Source organism: cf. Phormidesmis sp. LEGE 11477, from assembly GCF_015207105.1.
In the GTDB taxonomy this organism is placed as follows: domain Bacteria; phylum Cyanobacteriota; class Cyanobacteriia; order Phormidesmidales; family Phormidesmidaceae; genus Phormidesmis.
Genome location: NZ_JADEXO010000013.1, coordinates 1 through 20,955 on the forward strand (window position 1 = coordinate 1; position 20,955 = coordinate 20,955).

16 protein-coding genes and 1 pseudogene are annotated in these 20,955 nt (G+C 50.2%); 8 read left to right on the forward strand and 9 right to left on the reverse strand.

From position 1 onward, the window contains the following. Window positions 1-212: hypothetical protein (locus IQ256_RS06250; RefSeq protein WP_228024624.1), on the reverse strand; the 212-nt coding region annotated here is incomplete at its 3' end. Between the two features lie 371 nt (window positions 213-583). Here IQ256_RS06250 and IQ256_RS06255 point away from each other — a divergent pair. Next, complete coding sequence (locus tag IQ256_RS06255) at window positions 584-1,519, forward strand: sulfotransferase (RefSeq protein WP_193854689.1); 936 nt, start codon at window positions 584-586, stop codon at window positions 1,517-1,519. A 67-nt stretch (window positions 1,520-1,586) separates the two neighbouring features. On the opposite strand, the gene IQ256_RS06260 is transcribed toward IQ256_RS06255, so the two are convergent. Next, on the reverse strand, window positions 1,587-4,880 hold the full coding sequence (locus IQ256_RS06260; RefSeq protein ID WP_193854690.1) for an efflux RND transporter permease subunit: 3,294 nt from the start codon (window positions 4,878-4,880) through the stop codon (window positions 1,587-1,589). Further along, a complete protein-coding gene (locus IQ256_RS06265; RefSeq protein ID WP_228024625.1) occupies window positions 4,877-6,331 on the reverse strand; it encodes an efflux RND transporter periplasmic adaptor subunit in 1,455 nt (484 codons plus the stop codon). The genes IQ256_RS06260 and IQ256_RS06265 overlap by 4 nt, the downstream gene beginning before the upstream one ends. Before the next feature lie 202 nt (window positions 6,332-6,533). Between IQ256_RS06265 and IQ256_RS06270 the strand changes: the two genes are divergently transcribed. From IQ256_RS06270 to IQ256_RS30300, 4 genes and pseudogenes are all read left to right on the forward strand, one after another. Beyond that, window positions 6,534-6,713, forward strand: a complete 180-nt coding sequence (locus IQ256_RS06270) for a hypothetical protein (RefSeq protein WP_193854691.1) — start codon at window positions 6,534-6,536, stop codon at window positions 6,711-6,713. A 24-nt stretch (window positions 6,714-6,737) separates the two neighbouring features. Then, entirely contained in the window at window positions 6,738-6,998 is a 261-nt protein-coding gene (locus IQ256_RS06275) for a type II toxin-antitoxin system HicA family toxin (RefSeq protein WP_193854692.1), read from the forward strand. After that, the gene (locus tag IQ256_RS06280; RefSeq protein WP_193854693.1) at window positions 6,988-7,200 is read left to right on the forward strand and encodes a type II toxin-antitoxin system HicB family antitoxin; all 213 of its coding nucleotides are present in this window, start codon (window positions 6,988-6,990) and stop codon (window positions 7,198-7,200) included. The genes IQ256_RS06275 and IQ256_RS06280 overlap by 11 nt, the downstream gene beginning before the upstream one ends. Before the next feature lie 87 nt (window positions 7,201-7,287). After that, window positions 7,288-7,583 (forward strand): annotated as a pseudogene (locus tag IQ256_RS30300) (XisI protein). 40 nt (window positions 7,584-7,623) lie between these two features. Here the strand turns inward: IQ256_RS30300 and IQ256_RS06290 are convergent. Beyond that, window positions 7,624-7,830 (reverse strand): DUF5615 family PIN-like protein, encoded by a 207-nt coding sequence (locus IQ256_RS06290; RefSeq protein WP_193854694.1) that lies wholly within the window; start codon window positions 7,828-7,830, stop codon window positions 7,624-7,626. Then, a complete protein-coding gene (locus IQ256_RS06295; RefSeq protein ID WP_193854695.1) occupies window positions 7,827-8,051 on the reverse strand; it encodes a DUF433 domain-containing protein in 225 nt (74 codons plus the stop codon). Before IQ256_RS06295 ends, IQ256_RS06290 begins: the two co-directional genes overlap by 4 nt. A 51-nt stretch (window positions 8,052-8,102) precedes the next feature. Between IQ256_RS06295 and IQ256_RS06300 the strand changes: the two genes are divergently transcribed. Further along, window positions 8,103-8,270 (forward strand): element excision factor XisI family protein, encoded by a 168-nt coding sequence (locus tag IQ256_RS06300; protein ID WP_370623357.1) that lies wholly within the window; start codon window positions 8,103-8,105, stop codon window positions 8,268-8,270. Between the two features lie 23 nt (window positions 8,271-8,293). Here IQ256_RS06300 and IQ256_RS06305 read toward each other — a convergent pair whose 3' ends face one another. The 3 genes from IQ256_RS06305 to IQ256_RS06315 all read right to left on the reverse strand — a co-directional run bounded on the left by IQ256_RS06305 (window position 8,294) and on the right by IQ256_RS06315 (window position 17,163). Continuing rightward, on the reverse strand, window positions 8,294-10,597 hold the full coding sequence (locus IQ256_RS06305) for a S8 family serine peptidase (RefSeq protein WP_193854696.1): 2,304 nt from the start codon (window positions 10,595-10,597) through the stop codon (window positions 8,294-8,296). A 660-nt stretch (window positions 10,598-11,257) separates the two neighbouring features. Beyond that, a complete protein-coding gene (locus IQ256_RS06310; protein WP_193854697.1) occupies window positions 11,258-13,270 on the reverse strand; it encodes an FG-GAP repeat protein in 2,013 nt (670 codons plus the stop codon). A gap of 161 nt (window positions 13,271-13,431) precedes the next feature. Beyond that, window positions 13,432-17,163 carry an endonuclease/exonuclease/phosphatase family protein gene (locus IQ256_RS06315; RefSeq protein WP_193854698.1) on the reverse strand — a complete coding sequence of 1,244 codons (3,732 nt, stop codon included), beginning with the start codon at window positions 17,161-17,163 and terminating at the stop codon, window positions 13,432-13,434. Between the two features lie 271 nt (window positions 17,164-17,434). On the opposite strand from IQ256_RS06315, the gene IQ256_RS06320 reads away from it, so the two are divergent. Then, window positions 17,435-17,989 carry a hypothetical protein gene (locus IQ256_RS06320; RefSeq protein WP_193854699.1) on the forward strand — a complete coding sequence of 185 codons (555 nt, stop codon included), beginning with the start codon at window positions 17,435-17,437 and terminating at the stop codon, window positions 17,987-17,989. A 1,206-nt stretch (window positions 17,990-19,195) separates the two neighbouring features. Here the strand turns inward: IQ256_RS06320 and IQ256_RS06325 are convergent. Continuing rightward, window positions 19,196-19,684: a nucleoside deaminase gene (locus IQ256_RS06325; protein ID WP_193854700.1), complete on the reverse strand. Its 489-nt coding sequence runs from the start codon at window positions 19,682-19,684 to the stop codon at window positions 19,196-19,198. Window positions 19,685-19,880: 196 nt separating this feature from the next. On the opposite strand from IQ256_RS06325, the gene IQ256_RS06330 reads away from it, so the two are divergent. Continuing rightward, window positions 19,881-20,948 (forward strand): BMP family protein, encoded by a 1,068-nt coding sequence (locus IQ256_RS06330; protein WP_193854701.1) that lies wholly within the window; start codon window positions 19,881-19,883, stop codon window positions 20,946-20,948. The last annotated feature ends 7 nt before the right edge of the window (window positions 20,949-20,955 follow it).

Genomic DNA, 20,955 nt, shown 5'->3' on the forward strand with positions numbered 1-20,955 from the left:
GATTGGGGAACATCTTTGTACCAAGCCGCTTCTCTTCCGCGCCTGAGCAGAGTACTGCCGTGACGAGCCATGAAATTCGGATAGTCCTCGATACGAATGATTTTTATATCGAAGGCGTCTAAATTTTTTGAGAATAAGAGATGAGAAAAGTGGGCCACCTTTGCGGCAAGGATTTCATGGCTACTTGTGTGGATAAAAACAGCTGGCTTCATAGTCTTAGAATCCGTAAGGGCTCTCGTCGCGACAATCTTCGGATATATTCCACTCTATAGACTGATAGTTGCAAAAGTGACGAATTGCTCTGCAACTATCAACGGAAACCGTAAATTTTTCAACGTAATCTAGCGTAGATAGCAAAGACTCTTTGATGATGACTTTCATGAAATATGTCCTCGCTCGCAAACCTAAAGGATTAGCTCGACCGCAAAGTTAAAGAACATGTGCCCTATACTAGCAAGAATAAGGGATTCACGAGGGAAGTTAATCTTGGCTATGAGCAGTTTAGATTGTTCCATCTTTTGCATCGGTAGCGTGACTGACATTGCGAGCTTATTTTCTGAACTGATTATCTAAATAACTGAGTATGACTTGTCCTACTTTTATCTGTATTGGCGCTATCAAGAGCGGCACAACCTGGCTGCACTATAATCTTCAGCAGCATCCTGGTGTTTGGCTACCACCGGTCAAAGAATTACGCTATTTCAACGAACCCGAATACAACCTGACAGGGCGACTGTTTGGCAAAGACAAAAAACGCTACGAATACTGGCGAATACAGGTTAGAAATTTTCTGCATCATAAAAGAGCCTGGCTACGTCCTGGCTATTTCAGATGGCATCTAAATTATTTTCTGCGCCCTCGTAGTGCCCAGTGGTACGAGTCTCTATTCGCGTTAGGTAAAGACCGGGTTACAGGAGATGTCACCCCTCTGTACGCGCCTATAGATGAGGGTCAGATTGCGGCTATCCAAAGAGATTTTCCAGATCTTAAAATCATCTATATTCTGCGTAATCCAATTGATCGCACCTGGTCGCACATTCTGCTCAGGTGCATTAGCCTAGTGGACTGGCAACCCGAAAACCTAACTGAGGAGCTGGTTCGTAAGACCGTGTTCGATCGCGATTTAAATGACCAGTGGCTATTTTCCAACGGGTACTATACTAAAACTCTGAACCGATGGGAAAAGTACTTTCCACCTGAGCAGATGTTTGTCGGCTTTTACGATGACCTTAAACAGAATCCTCAACAGTTTCTAGAAGCAATTTGTGAATTCTTGCAGGTGAAAGGGTCTTTGGACAAACAGATCAACCTGGAGACTCGATATAATCAAAAACCAATTCAGCTAGCAATTCCCCCCGATATCGAAGCCATATTCTCCGATATCTATCTAGAAGAGCTTCAGCTTTTAGCTGAACGCTTTGGTGGCGTAACCTCGGATTGGTTAGATCGAGCCCAGCTTGTGCTCGAAAACGCATCCCCAGAAATAGCAATAAGAGATGACACCAGATCGGCATCATAGATGTGCTTTCTAGCGCGATCGCTAACCCAAGACTTGGCTCAAGACCGATTTCACACATTCAACAAGCTTACTTCGCAGCTCTCCACTGCCCATGAAACAACGTGTAAAAGCAAGGAATGATGAACAGCGTCAGCAGCGTGGCTAGAGAGAGTCCTGAGAAGACAACAACGCCTAGCGGCTGCAAGAATTCTGAACCTTGACCGATGCCAAGCGCTAGCGGAAACATACCCAGTACGGTGGTAATCGTCGTCATCAGGATTGGTCGCAGCCGCTGAGGGGCCGCTTTGCAGATGGCGCTCAAGCGGTTTTCTGCCGGAGAGGCTTCGCTAACACCTTTCTCTTCGGCGTAGATTTGATTGGCTAGCTCTACCAAGATAATGGCGTTGTTTACCACAATGCCAACTAATAGCACCGCGCCGACAACAACCGTTGCGCCGATTGCCGTCTGTGTAATGAACAGACCAAAGATGCCGCCTGCTAAGGCCAGTGGCACAGTCAGCATAATGATTAGCGGATCGACCAGCGAGTTGTACTGTACGGCCATCACGGTGAATACTAAAAAGGCTGCGAGACCGCCCAGAATGCCCAGCCCGTCTTGGATATCAGCGTTGCTTTGAGCGCTGAAACTAGGTAGGCGGGTAACGCCATCTGGCAGGCTCACGGTTGCCATAATCTGATCGAGTTCTGCTAGCGCCTCCCCTAAACTGATATCTTCGGCAAGATCGCCTTCGATGATGAAGACCTGACGCTGGCCGATCCGCTGAATTTCTCCGGGAGCTTGACCTGCTTCAATGCGGGCAATGTCGCCGAGCCTGACTGCCTGAGCGTCACCGTTAAGCAGCGGCAGCTGGGCTAGTTCGCCTAGATTACGAACTAGCTTGTCGGGCGTCTGTACGCGCACATCGACTAGGCGATCGCCTCGCTGGATCTGAGTAGGAACCGAGCCAGAAAGCACTGTCTGTACGGTGCGGCCAATCGCTTCAGCAGAAAGGTCTAGGTCGGCAGCTCGCTCCCAGTCCGGGCGAATTTGAACTTCTGGCTGAGGCGGATCGGCATCAGGAGAGTAGCTAGCGAGAGTTGCTTGAGCGTCCAAAGCTTCTAAGACCTGCTGTCCGGCTGTTTCTAGGTCGCTGGCGCTGCTGCCCTGAAGGATAACGTCCACATCACTGCGGACAGGAGAGTTGCCTAAGATCAGGCCGCGTACTCTACCAGGAAAAAGCCGCAGTCGGGTGTTGACGAGGTTGAACTGCTGAAATTCTTGGTTTAGGCGATCGCAAAAAGCCTGTACATTAGTGCCGGGTACGAGGGTGAGTTTACTTGTACCCCGCAGGGCATTCTCACTGCTGCTGTTGCCAAATAGAAAGCCACCCGCCGTACTAAAAACATACTCGGCCTCTGGCTGAGCTAGTAGCAGTTCGTCAATGGCGTTCATTACCTGACGGTTCTCTTCTAGCGTAGTGCCGGGTGGGAACTGCGCCCATAGGTCGGCCTGGCCCGTGGCGATACTCGGCAAGATTTCTTGAGGAATTTGCTGCACTGCTAGCAGACTGCCACCACCGAGCAGGGAAAAGGCGATCGCAATCGTCAAAATCCGCCGCTGTAGCACCCAACCTAGCCACTGAGCATAGCGCTGAGTCGCTGACTGCAGGTGCCGATCAAACTGACGAATCAGCCAAAATCTATTAATGCCGCTCGACTGAGGGACGGCGAGCAGCCTAGCGGTCAAAGCGGGCACGACCGTCAGCGCCACCACTAGAGAAGCCGCGACCGCAAAGCTGACTGTTAGCACCAGTTCATTGAACAACAAAGAGATAAAGCCGCCAATCAGCAGAAAAGGCAGGACCGCGACTAGATTTGTCGTGGTCGAGGCGAATAGCGCTGACTCTAGCTCGCGGCTGCTGACTTCTGCCTGGCGAATCACCGCTCTGTTGTTTTTGCGGCCAGCACCTTTTCTGTTGTTCTTTCTATCATTAGCTTCGTGTCTAGCCTCAACGCCCTTAGTAATGTTCTCTAACATCACGATCGCGTTGTCGACAACAATGCCAACGCCCAGCGCTAGGCCGCCCAAGCTGAACACGTTTAGAGAAAGGCCAAATATTCCCATCGTTAAAATCGCCACCAGCGTCGCTAGCGGAATGGCGATCACAATGATGAAGGTCTGCCGCAGCGATCCAAGAAAAAGGAGCACTGCGATCGCAGCTAGCCCTGCCCCAGTGAGCCCAGAGATAGCCACATTGCGAACCGCGTTTTGAACAAAGACCGACTCGTCTAGCGTGGCGTTGATCACCAGATCGGCTGGCACCAGCCCTGACGCCTCTAGCTCCATTAGCTTCTGCTTGATGCCCTCTACGACCGTGATGGTGTTGGCTGTAGGCTGCTTTTGAACGCTCACTTTGACCGCAGGCTGACCGTTGAGGTTCACAAAAATGCGCTGCTCTTCGGTGCCGTCAATCACCTCAGCAAAGTCTCGTAAATAGACCTGCTGTGGCGCAGCCTCATCGCCTACTTCAAAAATTAGATTGCGAATCTCATCTGCGTTTTCAAACCGTCCGGCCACACGGGTCAGCGGCTCATCATTGGGGCCTTCTATCCGCCCGCCGGAGGTGTCTTGATTGCGTTCTGATAGCGCGTCTAATACTTCATTGATACCCAGCCCTAGCGACTGCAATCTGGCCGGGTCAAGATTGATCCGAATCTCTTCGCTCACACCACCAGAGACATCGGCGCTGGCCACACCGGGCACAGTGTTAAGCTCACGCGAAAGCTCTTGTTCGGCAAAGACTCTAAGATCAACCCGTCGAAGTGAGTCTGAGGTTAGCGCAATTTCATAGACAGGTAGCTGCGAGGGATCGAATTTAAACAGTCGCGGCTGGCCGATGGTTTCAGGTAGGCTACTGCGAGCTCGGTTGAGCGTGGCGGTCGCATCATTGAGCGCCTGGTCAATATTGCCACCCGGCTGGAAGTATAGATCCAAGCTGATTCTACCTTCTCTAGTTTGAGAAACGACTTGGACAACGCCTTCGGTCGCAGCGAGGGCCTGTTCTAATGGACGAGTGACTTCGTCGACGGCAACTTCGGGAGAAACGCCGGGTGCGTCGGCTCTCACCCCAATCCGGGGATAGGTGATAGAAGGTAATAGATCGACCGGCAGCGATCGCACAAAGAACAATCCTAGGACGATCACCGCAACAGTGAGCATCAGCGTAGCGATATGTCGTCGAATCGCGAGTCTACTGAGGCTAAATCCGCCAGCAGATTCTGTTGCCGCCCCCGATCTGTTCAATCTTGTGGTTGGATCAGGTATTGAGTTTGGCGACGAGTTTGGCGATGGAGCGTTTGGGGGAAAAGAGGGCTGGGTCATGAGCGGCCTTCTCCTTTGGCGGGTTCGACCATCGGCTCATCAGTGCTAGATTCGTTAGATTCGGATAGGATGCTGAGTCTGACGGCTTGACCGGAAGTGAGCGGGCGATCGCTCTGGGTAATAAAAGCTTCTCTAGGATCTAGACCCGAGATAATTTCTACCCGATCTTGATCGCGATTACCTATTTTGACTAGGCGAGCGATCGCCACTGTCTGTTCATCTTGTTCTTCACCTTGTTTCTCAATGACAAAGAGCGTGGCATCTTCACTGACTTCGCCCACTGCGCCCGAGTCACTGGGGGCTTCACTAGCTCGCTCAAGCGTCAAAGCACTGGCAGGCACCACCACCAGATTCTGTTGCGCTGACGTAAACTGCACCCGCGCCAGTAGACCGCTCCCTATTTTAGAGGAATTAGAACTACCGGAATTAGGAATGGTGACCTGCACAGGCACTAGCCGCGAAACCTGATCTGCTAGCGGTGCAATTTGCGTGATTTGGCCCAAGATCGAACCTTCGCCTGGAAAGGCGTCTAGCGTCACCCTAGCTGACTGGCCGAGGCTTAACTGGCTGATGTCTAGCTCTGACACTTGAACAGTAACTTCTAGGCTGCTGATATCTCCTAGTTCTAGTAAGGTTGCCCCTGATTCAACAAAGCTGCCAATATCGACTTGCTTGGAAAGGACGACGCCAGTTAGAGGCGATCGCAAATCAGCATAAGAAAGCTGCTTTTGGGTCTGGGTAACGATCGCCTGCTGCGCGTCAATTCGATCGGCGGCTGAGGCAGCGGCTTGCGACTGGGCGGCTACCCTGGCTTGGGCTGAGCGTAGGGTTTGCCGCGCGTTGGTGACGGCAAGTTCGGCGGCCTCGGCTGACTGGAGTGCGATCGCCCCTTGATTAGCGAGCTGTCGTAGTCGTTCGGCATCAATCTGGGCCTGTGCCAGCGTCGCTTCCGCCTGAACTACAGCCGCTCGCGCCTCGCTGATCGACACTGCCGCCTGAGCCGTCTCCGCCCGCCTAGCAGAAAGTTCGGCCTGGGCCTGATTCACCGTTGTAGTTTGCAGATCGCCATCGAGCTGCGCGAGCAGCATCCCTTGCGCGATCGCATCGCCTACATCGACCAGCAAGCTAGTGACTTCGCCATCGACCTGAGCCCGCAGCGCCACTTGCTGAACCGGACGGGTAGTCCCCGTGTAAGTCAGCAGGCCAGCAACCGATCCGGTTTCTGCCAGCATCGTCTTGACTACTACTGGCCCCTCCTCTCGGGCCGATTGGCCGCGTCCGCCGCCGGGCTGAGCCTCGCTAGCTGGGAGCAAGCTACACCCAGCGGTGGCCAGCAGGGGAATCAACAGCCCGAGCTGAATTGCACTTGTTTTGAAAGGCCGCTTAGTCGATTGCTGTTTGGGCGATCGCTTTTCGGTAGATTGTGTTCTGGTATGGATAGTATCTGTCAACGAACCGGCACCCGCGTGTTGTAAGCTGTCTGGCTTTAGTTCTTAGGGAAACGCAAGGTAGGGACATCATGCTACGTCTCTACCTCTGTATATTTATCTACAGTCATCCAGGGAATATCTTGTGATCGCTGTACGGTAGTAAGCAGGCGTTAATGCCGCTTGATATAAACGTAATTTCTATTGTTACAAATCGCCAGGAAATATGACAGCTCGAGAGATTGTAGAGGAAAAGATTATTTTAATTTTGACGGCGAATCCTTCGGATACTGCTCAGATGCGTTTAGGTAACAAGGCTATTGCGAGCATGCGGACTATGCGGTGGGAATACCGCACCACCGACCAAATCACCAACCTCCCCCTCACTGACATATGCCTAGAATAAACGCCGTTATACTATCAATAGGCAATGAGTGAACAAGATAAACTACTAGTCAAAATTCTATCAGGTACTTCCGATGAAAACATTTCTTTCGCCGCACTCTGTCTGCTGCTAGAAAACCTAGGCTTTGAAGAACGCATCAGAGGAAGCCATCATATCTTTTCAAAGCAGGGCATCGAAGAAATTCTCAATCTTCAGCCAAAGAAAGGCAAGGCGAAAGCGTACCAGGTCAAACAGGTTAGAACAGTTATCTTAAAGTACAAAATGGGAAACCAAAATGAAAATTAAGTATGAGCTAATTATCTTCTGGAGCGATACCGATCAGTCCTTCATCGTTGAAGTTCCTGAGCTACCTGGCTGTATGGCCGATGGAGAAACTTATCAAGAAGCCGTTCAAAATGTAGAAATTATCATTCAAGAGTGGATCGAAACAGCACAAGCGCTAGGCCGAACAGTACCGGAGCCTAAGGGTAGATTGCTGTTTGCATGAGAAAATTCTACGCGGCATTCTGGGGAAAGCCTGTTAGGAGATTATGAATTGGAAAAACTAAAGTGCTATCAGGCAACGATTCAAAGCTTGCTAAGAGACTATGCCAAATCCAAACCCGCCAACGGCGCAATAGATGTCGAAGTCAGCTTCGATACCGAACGCCATCACTATCTGATCTGGCACACTGGCTGGCTAAACAAACGATGGATACATCAGTCGCCGATTCACTTGCCATCAGAGAAGGAAAAGTCTGGCTGCTAGCCAACTCTACAGAGCATGACGTAGCCGTAGACATGGTAGAAGCAGGCATCCCCAAAGAAGATATCGTACTGGGCTCTCACCCCCGCTACATGCGAGAGTATTCAGACTATGCAGTTGGCTAACGCTTCATCAGTTGGCTAGCGCTTTATCGAAGTGCGATCGCTATAGCAAAGTCAGCACGCCGCTATCTGAACTCTTTTCAAAATCTTCAATAGCCTCTCTAGCAGACCTTATTGATCCCTCAATTTCTGCTGTCGAACAATCCGCTTCGCCCATACCCAGCAAAAAAACATGCTGTGAGCCTGGATAGCGATCCGCTAAATGCATCACCAACCGTGGCGAGAGATTGTGGTCGAATAGCAGCTTCATGCCGCAACTGTCAGAATTTTCTGCTCGCGGTCAGCAGCATAGCTGAGACAGGCGAGGATATCTTCCTGGGTAAGATAAGGAAAGTCAGCTAGTACCTCTTCATGCGTCATTCCCGCAGCAAGGTAAGAAAGCACATCGTAGACAGTGATACGCATCCCTCTGATACAAGCCTTACCGCTGCGCTTACCTGGTTTGATAGTGATGATGTTTTGATAGTTCACAAAGCTCACCGATAGGAGTAGTGATCCTATTGTCAGGCAAATGAACCCAACGTGCGAGCAAGAATTTCAAACGGCAAAATTTGGATTCAGCACGATGGCACCGAAATCGGCATCGCCAACCAGCTCGTAGCCCTAGGCGTTCCCAAAGATGACATCGTGCTGGCCTTCCATGAGCCAGAAATTAGAGAATTCACTGACTTTGGTACAGGGCTAGCTTAATCAACACCAACCTTCGCACACCTTTATCGGATAGCGTTTCTCACACCGTCGACGGCCACTTCAGCATTCACTAGCCCCCGACCAAAGAAATACTCTTGGGCCGAAATAGTGCTGCCAGTTTGTTCTTGAAACTGCCGATATTCTGCCATTTCGTCAGCGCCGATCTGTAGCTCGTTGTAGTCTGCAGAGCGGATCAACAGCTCGGTAATTTGGTCACGGGTAAGGACATCGTTATCATCCGCGTCCTTCATCAGCGCAACGATACCAGAAACAGCAGGCGCAGAAAAAGAAGTCCCCTGGACGCCGACGTATTTGCCTCTATCGTCTATAGCCGAATAGCTAGCTTCTAGATTGCCGCCGCTCAGCCCTTCCCAAAAGCCAGACACCCAGGCTCCCCCGGTGGTCAATATCCCTTCCACCAAAGAGTTACTGACATCTCCGCCGGGTGCTACCACATCCAAACCCCGACCATAGCTGCTGTAATAGGAGCGACCACCGTAGATATTAGTAGATCCCACCGCAATCACATCCGGGCCACCTGCTGGGAACGAAGCCTGGTTAACATTGAGATTGCCCGCAGAAGCAACAATCACCAGATTGGGATCGGCTCGCATGATGTCGTTGAGCATGGTTTCAACTTCTTCAACTGGCGCAGCGCTGCTCAGGCTAAAGTTGATCACATCGACTCCTCTAGCCGCCGCATAGCCAGAGGCTTCAATCAGAGAGGTCGGCGTGATCTTACCATTTAGGCCAAAAACCCTGACCGGCAAAAACTGAGCATTGGGCGCTACGCCAACTAGGCCGATGTTGGTCTGGGGGCGAGCGGTAATGACGCCTGCAGACCAGGTCCCATGAAACTCACCAGACGGTGTGCTTTGGAACACAAACCGCATGTGGTCAGCTCTTTGAGTAGGGGTAGATTCAGGAGCCTGATACTGGAGGTATTCGTCGAATTCAACATAGGTTGCTAGCAGCTCTTCGTCTGAAAGTGCAACAGAATTTTGGAATTCTTGCTTGTAGACGGCGACTTCCTCATTGCTAATGCGAGTGTCCGGGTCGCCGTACGCGCAGTTGTTGTCGTTAGCAACCTCGCAGGTAACCACATCGCTAGAGAAATCCCAGCCACTGACTTCTCTGGGTAAAGGATTAGAAACCGTCGATGGCAGCCTATAGACGCTGTTAACTAGATCGGGGTGATCCCACTGCAGCAAGCTATCGACCACAGCAACGGTAACGCCCTCACCGCTATCACTTTTGAGCCAGGCTTCTAACGCATAGATATCTGTTCTATCTGCATTAGGCCGCATTGGAAAACTGTTGAGTAGCCACTGCCAAGGCAGCAAGGAGTTCGGAAAGGCAAAGGCTCTAGTCGATGAGTCATCGGCGTCTGCTGCGTCAGAAACTCGCTCAGGTGTCTCCGCCGCTTCGTCTGTTACCCCATCAGAAGTCTCCTCTAGCCCCTCGTTCAGTGTCTCTTCAAGCTTCTCCTCTGAAAGCTGTTCATCTAGGTCACTGTCTGAGCGATCTTCTGGAGTGTTCTCTTCACCTGTCTCAGGCGCACCGAAGTCCATCTCGCCAAAGTCTACATCTCTTTGATAGGCAACTGATTGAACAAAGTTGGGGGTAGCGGACTGAACACCTGGTACGCTATCTAGCTGGTTGGCAGTTTCTAGAACGGCGGTGCCAGTTGCATCGGTGGCTCTCATGAGGAACCGGCCGGGGCTAAACTGTAGCGGACGAACCATTTCCATGCCGTATTCGCTGACCATTGCCTCGGCCTCGGCTTGAGTCGTTTCGGGGGCGAAACTGACAACAACTTCAGGGGTGATCACAATGGACTCATTGCTGCCTTGGCGAGTGACCACAGGTAGGGTCGCTGCTACGTAGGGCTGATCTAGCTGTCGCGTAATATTGTTTGTCAGGCTGCGAGTGCCGCCTTCTGGCAAAGTGATTAGCGCATAGCTATTACCCAGCGGGCTAATGTCTATGTCTACGGCTGGCTGTGAGATATCTCTAGTATCGGCTAGAGCGGCCTCAACGTCTTGACGCAGCTGCAAGTAGGCAGGCCTAAGGCCATCAATGCCGCCTCTGGTGGCTGATTCTTCGGTGAACTGGACAGCAATTTGATCGGTGCGCTCGTCTAGCAAGATACGTTCGTCAAAGAAGGTGTAGTAGAGTCCTTCTGGTTGATCGCTTTCGGCTGTCATCTCTTGCACGTTAGATTGAGCATTGGCAGCTAGATTTATTTTTAGCGCCGCCGATAGGTTAGTCGCTCCCCAAAAGCCGCCGGTCATAAACAAGACAAAGGGTAATAGTCGCTTTAGCATTGAGCAAAGGTTCCTCACGTGTTCATATCTACAGCATTCACCACTTTGCTTTATGTATTTTCCAGAGGTAAACCCCTTGTGGTCAAAGGCAAAGTGGCCAACTAACGCCGGTAGCATCCTTGAATATGCATCCGCCCGCTAGTTATACCTTTTTCTATGTAGCCCACCCTATTCAGGCAATCGGATTAAAACGTAGCATAAAAAAAGCCCAAGACTTGTCAACCGCCACGGTCTAAGTCTTGGGCCAAAGAAACTCGTTGTTCAATCTCTTTATGATCAGAGCCTACGATCTTCTAATGCATCAGGTAGCGATAACGGCTAACTTGGTTGGAGATGAACAGTGGTTAGCTGTAGAAGTACACTGATGTGTCGAATATCAGTATCCAAACTGACATAATGTTTCTGGTTGAAGGTTAAGAGATTAGTAAGGTGTCATTAAAATGCGTGTGATCTCTTTAGAATCAATGATATTGGCTGAAATAATAGAGAAGTTGTGAGAATGTTCTAAAACTTTCTGAAGCTGTCTAAAGCTATAGAGAAAAGCTATAGAGAAGCGTTTTTTGCTCGCGTGTGTAAATAATTCAACTCCCGATTGCTGACCTGCTGAATCCTCGAAGGGCGTAGCAATGCTAGCGCCCCTAAGAATTGTTTGTTTTTCAATTAGACCAGCACAAATTGACTGCTGTTCAAGCTAGCTGTGTCTACATCAGTCAGGGTAGCTAGTACCTCATTTGTATCGGTGAAGATGATGTCGTTACCGACAAAGGAAAGCTCTCCGATACCCAGTCCACTCGCCAGGCCAATCAAGTCTTGGTTACTGAAGTCGGTGATGGTGTCGCTGCCGGTGCCGACCGCCAAGACAAAGGTATCTTTGCCGGTATCACCTGTCAGGATGTCATTGCCATTCCCGCCGATTAGCGTATCTTTGCCAATCCCACCATTGAGACTGTCATTGCCATTCCCGCCGAAGAGCGTGTCTTTGCCGTTGTCGCCGTAAAGCTTATCATCACCATTACCGCCATAGAGCGTATCAAAGCCCTGCTCACCGAAGAGAGAATCGTTGTCATCGCCGCCGATGAGGATGTCTCGATCGTCTCCGCCGAAGAGAAAGTCGTTGCCCGCATCTCCATCGAGGAAGTCGTTGCTGTCTCTGCCATAGAGGAAATCATTTCCCTCGCCGCCGATGAGCGTGTCTTTACCCTTGGTACCGATAAAAGTTTCACCCATAGCAACGCCAAATATCACGTAGCTCTCGCCCGAACGTTCACCGATAGGTGCGGCATCGGGTGCGCCGATAATTAGATCATCGACCCCATCGCCGTTAACATCACCCGCCCCGCTCACCGAACGCCCAAACCCATCATCGACACCAATGCCATTGATGACGAAGCCGTTGTCGCCATCTAGGCTAGAAAGATCGAGCGCAGCCCCAAAGCCTGCATCGCTGCCAAATAGCACGTAGCTCTGGCCTGAAGATTGGTTTCTAGGACGGTTGTAATATGCGCCAATGATCAAATCATCAAATCCATCGTCGTTGACATCGCCCGCACTGCTCACCGAACGACCAAACCCATCATCGACACCAATGCCATTGATGACGAAGCCGTTACTGCCATCTAGGCTAGAAAGATCGAGCGTGGCCCCAAAGCCTGCATCACTGCCAAATACTACATAGCTCTGACCTGAATTTTCACCATTCGGATCGGCAGCAGGCGCGCCGATAATCAGATCGTCGAAGCCGTCGCCGTTGATATCACCCGCATCACTTACTGAATAACCAGAAAGGTCATGCTCGTCAGCGCCAGTGATAGCGAAGCCATTACTGCCATCTAAGCTAGAAAGCTCCACCGCAGCCTCAAAATCCACATCGCTGCCAAACACCACATAGCTCTGACCTGAATTTTCACCATTCGGATCAACAGCAGGCGCACCAATAATCAGGTCATCGAAGCCATCGTTATTGATATCCCCCGCACCGCTGACTGCATAGCCGGATTCGTCATAGGCATTAATGCCTTTAAGCACAAAGCCGTTACTGCCATCTAGGATAGAAAGCTCGACCGCAGCCTCAAAGCCTGCATCGCTGCCGAACACCACATAGCTCTCGCCTGAGTAGTCGCCATTCGGGTCAGCGTAGGATGCGCCGACAATCAGATCGTCAAAGCCATCGCCATTGATATCGCTCGCACCGCTGACTGTATAGCCGGATCTATCAAATTCAGCAACCCCCTTGATAACAAAGCCGTTGCTGCCATCTAGGCTGTATAGATCGAGCGTAGCCTCAAAATCAGCCTCACTGCCAAACACCACATAGCTCTCACCTGAATGACGGCCATTTGGGCTAGTAAAGGGTGCGCCGAGAATTAAGTCGTCGAAGCCATCACCATTAACGTCACCCGCGCTGCTTACTGAATAACCAGAGCGATTGACGACGAAGCCATTGCTGCCATCTAGGCTAGATAGATCGCGCACAGCGCCAGAGTCTGTATCGCTGCCGAACACCACGTAGCTGTTAACTGAAGCACCGACAATTAGATCGTCGAGGCCATCACCGTTAATATCGCCTGCACCGCTTACTGAGCGACCGGAAAATTCAAATGAATTAGCGCCATTGAGTACGAAGCCGTTATCACCGTCGAGTGAGTCTAAGTCAAACTGTGCTGAGAAAGCCATGCTGTCATCCTGTTTGTTGTCTTGTTTAGTGACAACTACAGCGGTTTATCGGCGTAGGCTGTTCTGGCTACTCTAGTTGTCTGCCACTGTGTACCCCGCAATGCCGCCTTAGTATCACCAGAGGGGCCAGGTATCAAAAAGATGTCAGCTAGACTACAGAACTAAACGGGAGTGAATACTGACTCGGTAAAGACGTCAACAGTTACATTTTGAATATCTAGGGTCGCATCGGCAGCAGTGATCAACACACCGCTGCCACTAGCGCTGCCATTAGGGCTAATAGAGAGCTGGCCGAAGGTCAGACCGCCTGACAAACCAATCCTGTCTTCACCAGCGGCAAAGTCTACAATTCGATCTACCCCTGCGCCCGCTTCGAGCACAAAGATATCGCTGCCTCTACCGCCTATGAGCGTATCTTCGCCTTCACCGCCAAAGAGCAGATCGTCCCCGACACCGCCACGCAGCCTATCTTTACCCGCTCCGCCGAAGAGCCGATCGTCATCACCTCTACCGATCAGCTCGTCGTTGCCGCTGCCGCCAAAGAGCATGTCGTTGCCTGAACTGCCAGCAATTCTATCTCTGCCCGCTTCGCCGTAGAGTTTGTCATCGCCCGCACCACCCAGGAGCTTGTCATTGCCATCGCCGCCAAAGATAGTGTCATTGCCATCGTTGCCGCTGTATAGGCCAAAGTCTCCTCGGAGCTGATCGTGCCCACCTAAGCCTCTGATGACATCGTCTCCTTCTCGCCCTTGAATGAAGTCATTACCTTCAGTGCCGACCAAGACGTCATCGCCGTTGGTGGGCACATTCGAGGGCGAGAGCATTAGTTTTGCTAAGAGCGGTTCGTGATCGCTAGCGACTATAGTATCGGGGAATAGAAGACGGCTGTCGTCACGAGTGAAGTCGTTGTTGACGTGGACTATCTCAAACTCTGCGCCGGATAGCAGACTATCTGAAACGTAGAGATGATCTAGAACCTGGCTGTTGCCATTGAAGATAAAGCTGTAGGCGTCATCATCTGCGATCGCCTGCTCTACCAGATTAGTCAATACCCTCTCATCGCCTGTTCCTGGCAAGATCTCAGCGAGATCGTCAGTAAATTCAAACGTATTCAAGTCACCTAGAACCACTACATTGGCATCAGGATCGGTTGCCAAGACACTATCTACAAAGCTGTTGATCTCTCCGGCCTGCGCTTCTCTTTCTGCTTCACCCGCTTGGACAAACGGTTGAATGCCGCCAAAGACTGGCGTAGAGCCAAAGCGAGAAGAGAAGTGATTGTTGACGATGGTGATGGTGCTGCCATTGAACAAGAATTCTCCAACTAGCGGATCGCGGCTGCCTGCAAAGGCGTCTAAACCGTCTAGCAGCGATAGCGATTCGAGAGAAACGCGGTTTGGATCGTACAAGAAGGCGTTGCGGATATTGCCGCCGGGCGCACCGCCGAAGGTATTAGGCGCTGGGGCGATGTCGGCAAAGGCATAGGTCGGCCCGCCTGCTAGGGCGATCGCATCTACCAGCTTCTGCAAAGTCTCAGTCGCGTCTGTCTCGGTATTGTCAGCGCCGCCTGCTGTGCCATTGTTGTCCTGAATTTCTTGCAGGCCAATCACGTCAGGAGAGCCTAAATTAGTCACGATCTGCTCAGCTAACAGATCGCGCTGCTGATCGTCATCTGCTGTTGCATCTAGATTCAAAATGTTGTAGCTCGCGACCGTCAGCTCACTCTCGCTACCGCTAAGCGCCGTGACCTCCTGCTCTAGTCCGCTTGGCGTGATGTTAAAAGCCTCGGTCACGTTTACTTCAAAGTTGCCAAAGCTGTAGCCCAACACACCCGTGACATTGCCTAGCTGGTCGCCAACAGTCAGTCCTGGCGTCGCAAAGTCATCTGGTAACAAAGTTGGGTTGAACTGAATCTGCACTCGCTCAGGGTTTTGATCACCTGTGTTATCAGGGCCAGAGGCCAGGTTAATGCCACCTCGAGCGTTCAAGCTGCCTTCAGGCGATGCAGTCGCTCCTTGGTTCGGCAGGGTAAAGGCTTCTGCGGAAAAGGCATTGAATACCCGAGTTGGTGAAACTGCTACTGCATCTTCAACGGTGACGCGCATACCTTCTAAGCTTTCGTAAAAATCGATTGCATCTTCTTCAGGATCGAATTCACCCGCATTTTCTTGAAGGTTCACAGGCAGCTCATCATCGCTGATTACTACTTCAGCAGGGGCAACCCGTCCGCTTTGACCGATTACCGTCGTCGCTGGAATCGCGTTACCAGAAGAGAGAATTTCAGCTTCAGAAAGAACAAGCTGCGTGATTGACAGATTTCCTGTACTTGCTCCGTCAGGAATAAATTCAGAGACGACACCGGTAAGCTCAACCTCTTCGCCCGTTTTTACTGTAGGCGTATCGTCTGTAAACACAAACAAGCCGTCGGATGTCGCATCGTCACCATCACCGATCGCATCTTGAACATAAAAACCGTTGAAGTCAACAGCGGTGACAATCCCCTGGGTTGTGACTGATTCTCCAGCAAAGGCAGAAACGTGCCCTGCGCCCTGAATCTCGTATATTGCTGCAACGTTAGGGTCGTCTATTGGCTCAGCGTCTCCAGGAGAGCCGACTGCGGGTACGTTAGCGTCGTCACCACCTAGGGTTTTGGTTGCGATCGCGTCCCCCTCACCCACCGTACTAAAGGTTTCACTTTCCACATTATAGGAAGCTGCATCATTATCTTCAGTATCAGGATAGGCTTCACTATCTACAATCGACTCAGCGCTAGGTTCACCGACAAATAGATTGATCGCATCACCACCAGCGCTCAGCCCAGCTCCATCGCTAAAGCCGATTTGTACATTGCTCAGATCAAGCACTTCGCCCCAGACAGACTCGAAAGTAATCGCGGATTCGTCCTCACCAATCACGACTACAACAGACTCACCCGGTTCAATCCGGCTGATGCCCTGAATCAGGTCAGCAGCGGTCGGATCGGCAGACTCATCATCATAGAACAAATCTGGATCAGTCCTAGAAATCCAAGCCTCTGGGCCAGCGTTGGTAATCTCAAACCAGTCTTCTGTGACATCCGGTCCACTTTGACCCGGCCAGATTTCAGTGATTTGTAGATCAAAGTTGTTGACAGGCCCACCAGTACTATCAGCATTCGCCGCGCCAGGCGTATCGCTAGCATCGTCTAAACCAAACGCACCCATCTGAAAATCGCCTGACCCGTCAGGGCTACGAAAAAGATAGGCCGGAACAAAATTACCGTCTGGCCCCACCTGCGTATTGCTATAGACCTGCTCGCCGCCTTCGTCACCAACTAGTGCAACAGAATCTACAACGCTGTTCCAAGGAGAGATATCTAGCGTACCGTTATCATTTGTATCTAAATCGTCACCCAGGCTACCGCTAAAGTCACTTACCAACAGATGCGTAACATTGTCGCTATTTTCAAAGTTCAAATCAATGGTCAAGTCAGCAGTGCCCAGCGTAAAGGTATCTTCTGCGGCAACAAAGAAACCTGTGCCGCTTAGGGTCTGATCGGTGAGGTCAACGACTGCTTCAACCACGCCGCTGCCACCATCACCATCGCCAATCACCAGGTAAGTCAGTCCGTCTAGCGGCGTACCAGGCACACCAAATAGCTCAAAGTACTCGTCAGTATCGGCTGAAGGCTGGTTAGTGCGAATCTCGTTGATCTTGATATCGGGACTACTCTCAGTTGAGAATTCGTAGATTGTAGTGGTGCCGCTGATCTCATTGCTAGTAGTGTCGATAGCGAGCGGTTGGGTGAATACCTGCCCTGTAGGAATTTTGACTTCGCCTAAAAGCTCGAATGAATCAACTGAGCGACGATCTAGCTGGGCACTATTTTGGGGAGGCATTTTAAAATTTTCCATGGGATAGGGTGGTCCCTCAACACTCGCTACAGGACACGCTTAAGACTATTACATGGTTTAAGTAAGCAACTGAGCCGTGTTAGCCACTATGTCTCGTTTCTTAACAAGAACATCAGAAAAGACAGGGTTTTTCTCAAATCTTGAACAGATTTTAACCTGTTCTTATTGTTGATTTAGGCTTGGCTCAATACTCGTGCGATATTCCTTCGATTAGAACAGATGGCAAAGGATGTTTGTCTTGCTATTCCTTTTGATCACAGCTACAAAGGCAATGCTCACAATTGCCTTGTTTCTCTTAGTGGGCGATGCGGCTTCTACCTTCATCTATCATGTGCCAGAGCACGCCCTAGGCCGACTTCACTGCCGGGTTCATCACGAGTCAAAGCAAAACTTTCAGCACTATGCGGTGCTCTCTAGTCGGCCTTTGGTGATGCTAGATGGTTTTCTCAGTGCAGTGCCTGATCTTGTCTGCGCGATCACACTCTACCCCTTCTCCCAAATCGGCACCATCCTGGGCCTGCTCCTAGGAGGATTTCACGTAATCTGGCGGCACACGACAAAGATAGGTTGGTTAATGCCGACAATATATTCGATAGGATATGTTCGCGGAACCAGCTTATTTTTTCTTCTCTTCGTATGTCTAAATGCCTACTACATAAGCGGTTGGACTATTGTGTTACCATCTCAGGCCGGATACATTATTACGCCGTATCCCGGACAAGGGTTTAAACATGTGAGTCTTGCACATCTCTACATAGCCTGTGCTTTCTTCCAAGAAGGTATACAAATCACTCTCAACATCGTGAAACTCACTCAATATTCTTGAGAAACAAATTAACTGTTCCAGAAATAACACGTGCATCTTCGTAGGATAGGCCAGATAGCCTACCGAATTCTGTAGTCGAGTATTTCCTCCCGTAGCAAATTTCCACAGTATGGACATCATATTGATGCGATCCGTAAGAAGCTGATGAACTCGTTTTACTGTTAGTCCTGGGCATTACCTTCGTAATATGTCTCACCTGTCTGCAGCGTCTGTGATCGACTATTCTGTTATTTTTGAGCTCTGACCAACACACTGTAAGAGTTGCCGCATTAATTTCTAGTGATTCTCTTGTCCTTCGGAGTATAAGACCGCGAGTACTACCAAAAACACCAGAAATTCCCAGAGCGCCTAAGTAAGAGAAAATAGCACCTAGAGCAAAGTACGTAATACAGCGAAGTAGAATAGGTAGATCGTCTATGGCTGAATCGACAGGAAATTCTCCAATTACTATAAATATAGGTGCTATCAGAAATGATAATCCCCCCAAGAAGAAAAACAGAAGAGGAAACAAAACTATGACACTTAAAAATAGATAACCAATGCACGATAGAAAAGGGATAGTAAGATTAATCCTTAACCTTCCTCTTTCTTCGCGAAAAGAAATGTTAGTCATTTACTCTACAATTCCTGCATTAGGTTTCTCTCAGGATAGAAATACTTAACTTAATTTACCATTTGCGTAGTTCGATCGCATGGCTACGCTATTTTGATGCAGAGTTACTACCCTTATTGGCTATGCATTGATAGCAGTTTTAGACTGCGACAGCTACACGCAACTACACAAGTAGAAAATCATTCTACGCAAACGTAAACAATTAAGTCCATTCATATCTTTTACGGTAGGTGGTAGTGGTTGAAGAAACTCAAAGGCAGCTTTTTGCCGTATCTGTTTGTCTTTAGAATAGACCATAGCCTAATATACCTAAATCATAATATGCTTATGAAGTTAGCTATGAAGTCAACGACTAAGTAAGAAGCTACGAAAAGGGCACGGTTAAAAATCACAGCTCTTCGTACTTTATACAAAAATGCTACACCCCTGTTCTATAGTGCAAAGTGCCATATTAGCGGTGCGAAGAGGGCGTCGTCGTATGATGCTAGGGAATGCTCACTAACATGAAGTATTAGGCCCGAGTAGTTGCGAAAAAGCAGCTAGATAGCCAACAGAAGTAAGGACTGCTGAACTCGAAGCTATCAAGCTGACAACTATCGAACGGTCTGCCAAAAGCGCTGGTGAACCGCTGCTATTTCGGCTTCAACCTCAGCCACTGGCCCTATGACCGTCATTTGCTTTTGACCTCGACCGAAGACTTCTCGGCAGGGTAGATTCAAGGTCGGATTCTCAGCGTTATTCCCCGTGATTTCCAACAGTCTTGCTTCGTCAAGTCCATACACTAACTGTCCAATGTTTGCCCAATATTGCGTTGCCGCGCACATGGCGCAAGGTTCGATTGTTGTGTAAAGCGTGCAGTCCCACAGGTACTGAGCGCTGAAGTTAGTCACAGCGGTTCTGACTAGAACAGATTCAGCATGATTCACAGTATCGACATTACCTTGCGTTAGCAGCACGGTCTGATGATCGGGTGCAACCAAAATCGCGCCAAAAGGATGATGTCCAAAGCGCTGAGCGCGAATGGCAATTTGGTTAGCGTGGCGAAGATGTTCAATGGTCCGATTTGCAGTTGGCTTAGGCATAGAGAAACATAATAGACAGCAATAGTTGAGCGTTTCAGCACTCAAGCGTTCCAGCACTTGAGCGTTTTGATACTTTAGTGATCCGGTACTTAAGCGTTTTAGTCTTAGGCGGTTTAGTAAACTTAGGCACCGAATCGCATTCCCAGATTTGCCTATCCTATACAGTGAACTGGAAAGTCTACTGGAAGGTGTACCGATGGGGAACCGCTTTGACCGCCGCCGATTTTTAGGCTATGGCGCTGCCGCTACGCTCAGCAGCATTTTGCTTAAGGCTTGCGCTGTGGCTGATACAGACGTAGAAGACGCTACTGCGGAGGCAGGCGCGGCGACAGACTCGGAAGCGAAAGGACTGGCGATCGCACTACCTGGCACGATTACAGACGGCGGCTGGAATCAGCTTGGCTACGAGGGTGTAAAGCGTACAGGCGATCAGCTTGGCATCGAGGTTGCCTATGTTGAACAGGTAGCCAACGCCGATCAAACAGAAGCCCTAGCCGATTTTGCTCGGCAGGGATATGGTCTAGTGGTCGGCCATGGCGGTCAGTTTGACGCCGCCATTGAGCAGGTAGCGCTTGATTTTCCAGAGACTTTCTTTCTAGGGGTCAATGGCGATATTGCCGGCGACAACTATGCCTGCGTACGGACGAACTACAATCAAATGCTGTATCTGAGCGGCATGATTGGTGCGGCGATGAGTCAAACTAAAAAGCTGGCCTATCTCGCGGGGATGGAATTCAAGTCTACGCAGCAGCAGAGCGTAGCGATGGATCTGGGGGCCAAGGCGATGGACCCGGAGGCTGAAGTCGTCGTCAGCTTTGTCGGAGATTTTAACGATATTGCCAAGGCAAAGGAATCGGCACTGGCGCTAATTGCGAGCGGTGTTGACGTCATTTTTCACAACTTAGATAATTCAGCGCCAGCGGTTCTACAAGCCTGCGAAGAAGCGGGTATCTATGCCATCGGCAACAATGTCGATCAGTTCGAGCTAGCCCCTGATGCGATTTTGACCAGCGCCATTCAAGATATTGGCGGTGCGATTACAGAAGTCGCGGCTCTATCTGCCACGGGCGAAATTGAAGGGAAGAAATATGTCATTGGCCTAGAGAGCCCTGAATTAGTCAGGTTTGGCACTTTTAATGAGGTGGTGCCCGCCGAAGTCAGAGAGAAAGTAGATGCGATCGCGGCTGATATGATCGCGGACAAGCTGACGTTTGAAGATACTGAAGAAAACGGTAAGGCGTCTGTCAAAGTGGTGACGTCATAAGAAATCG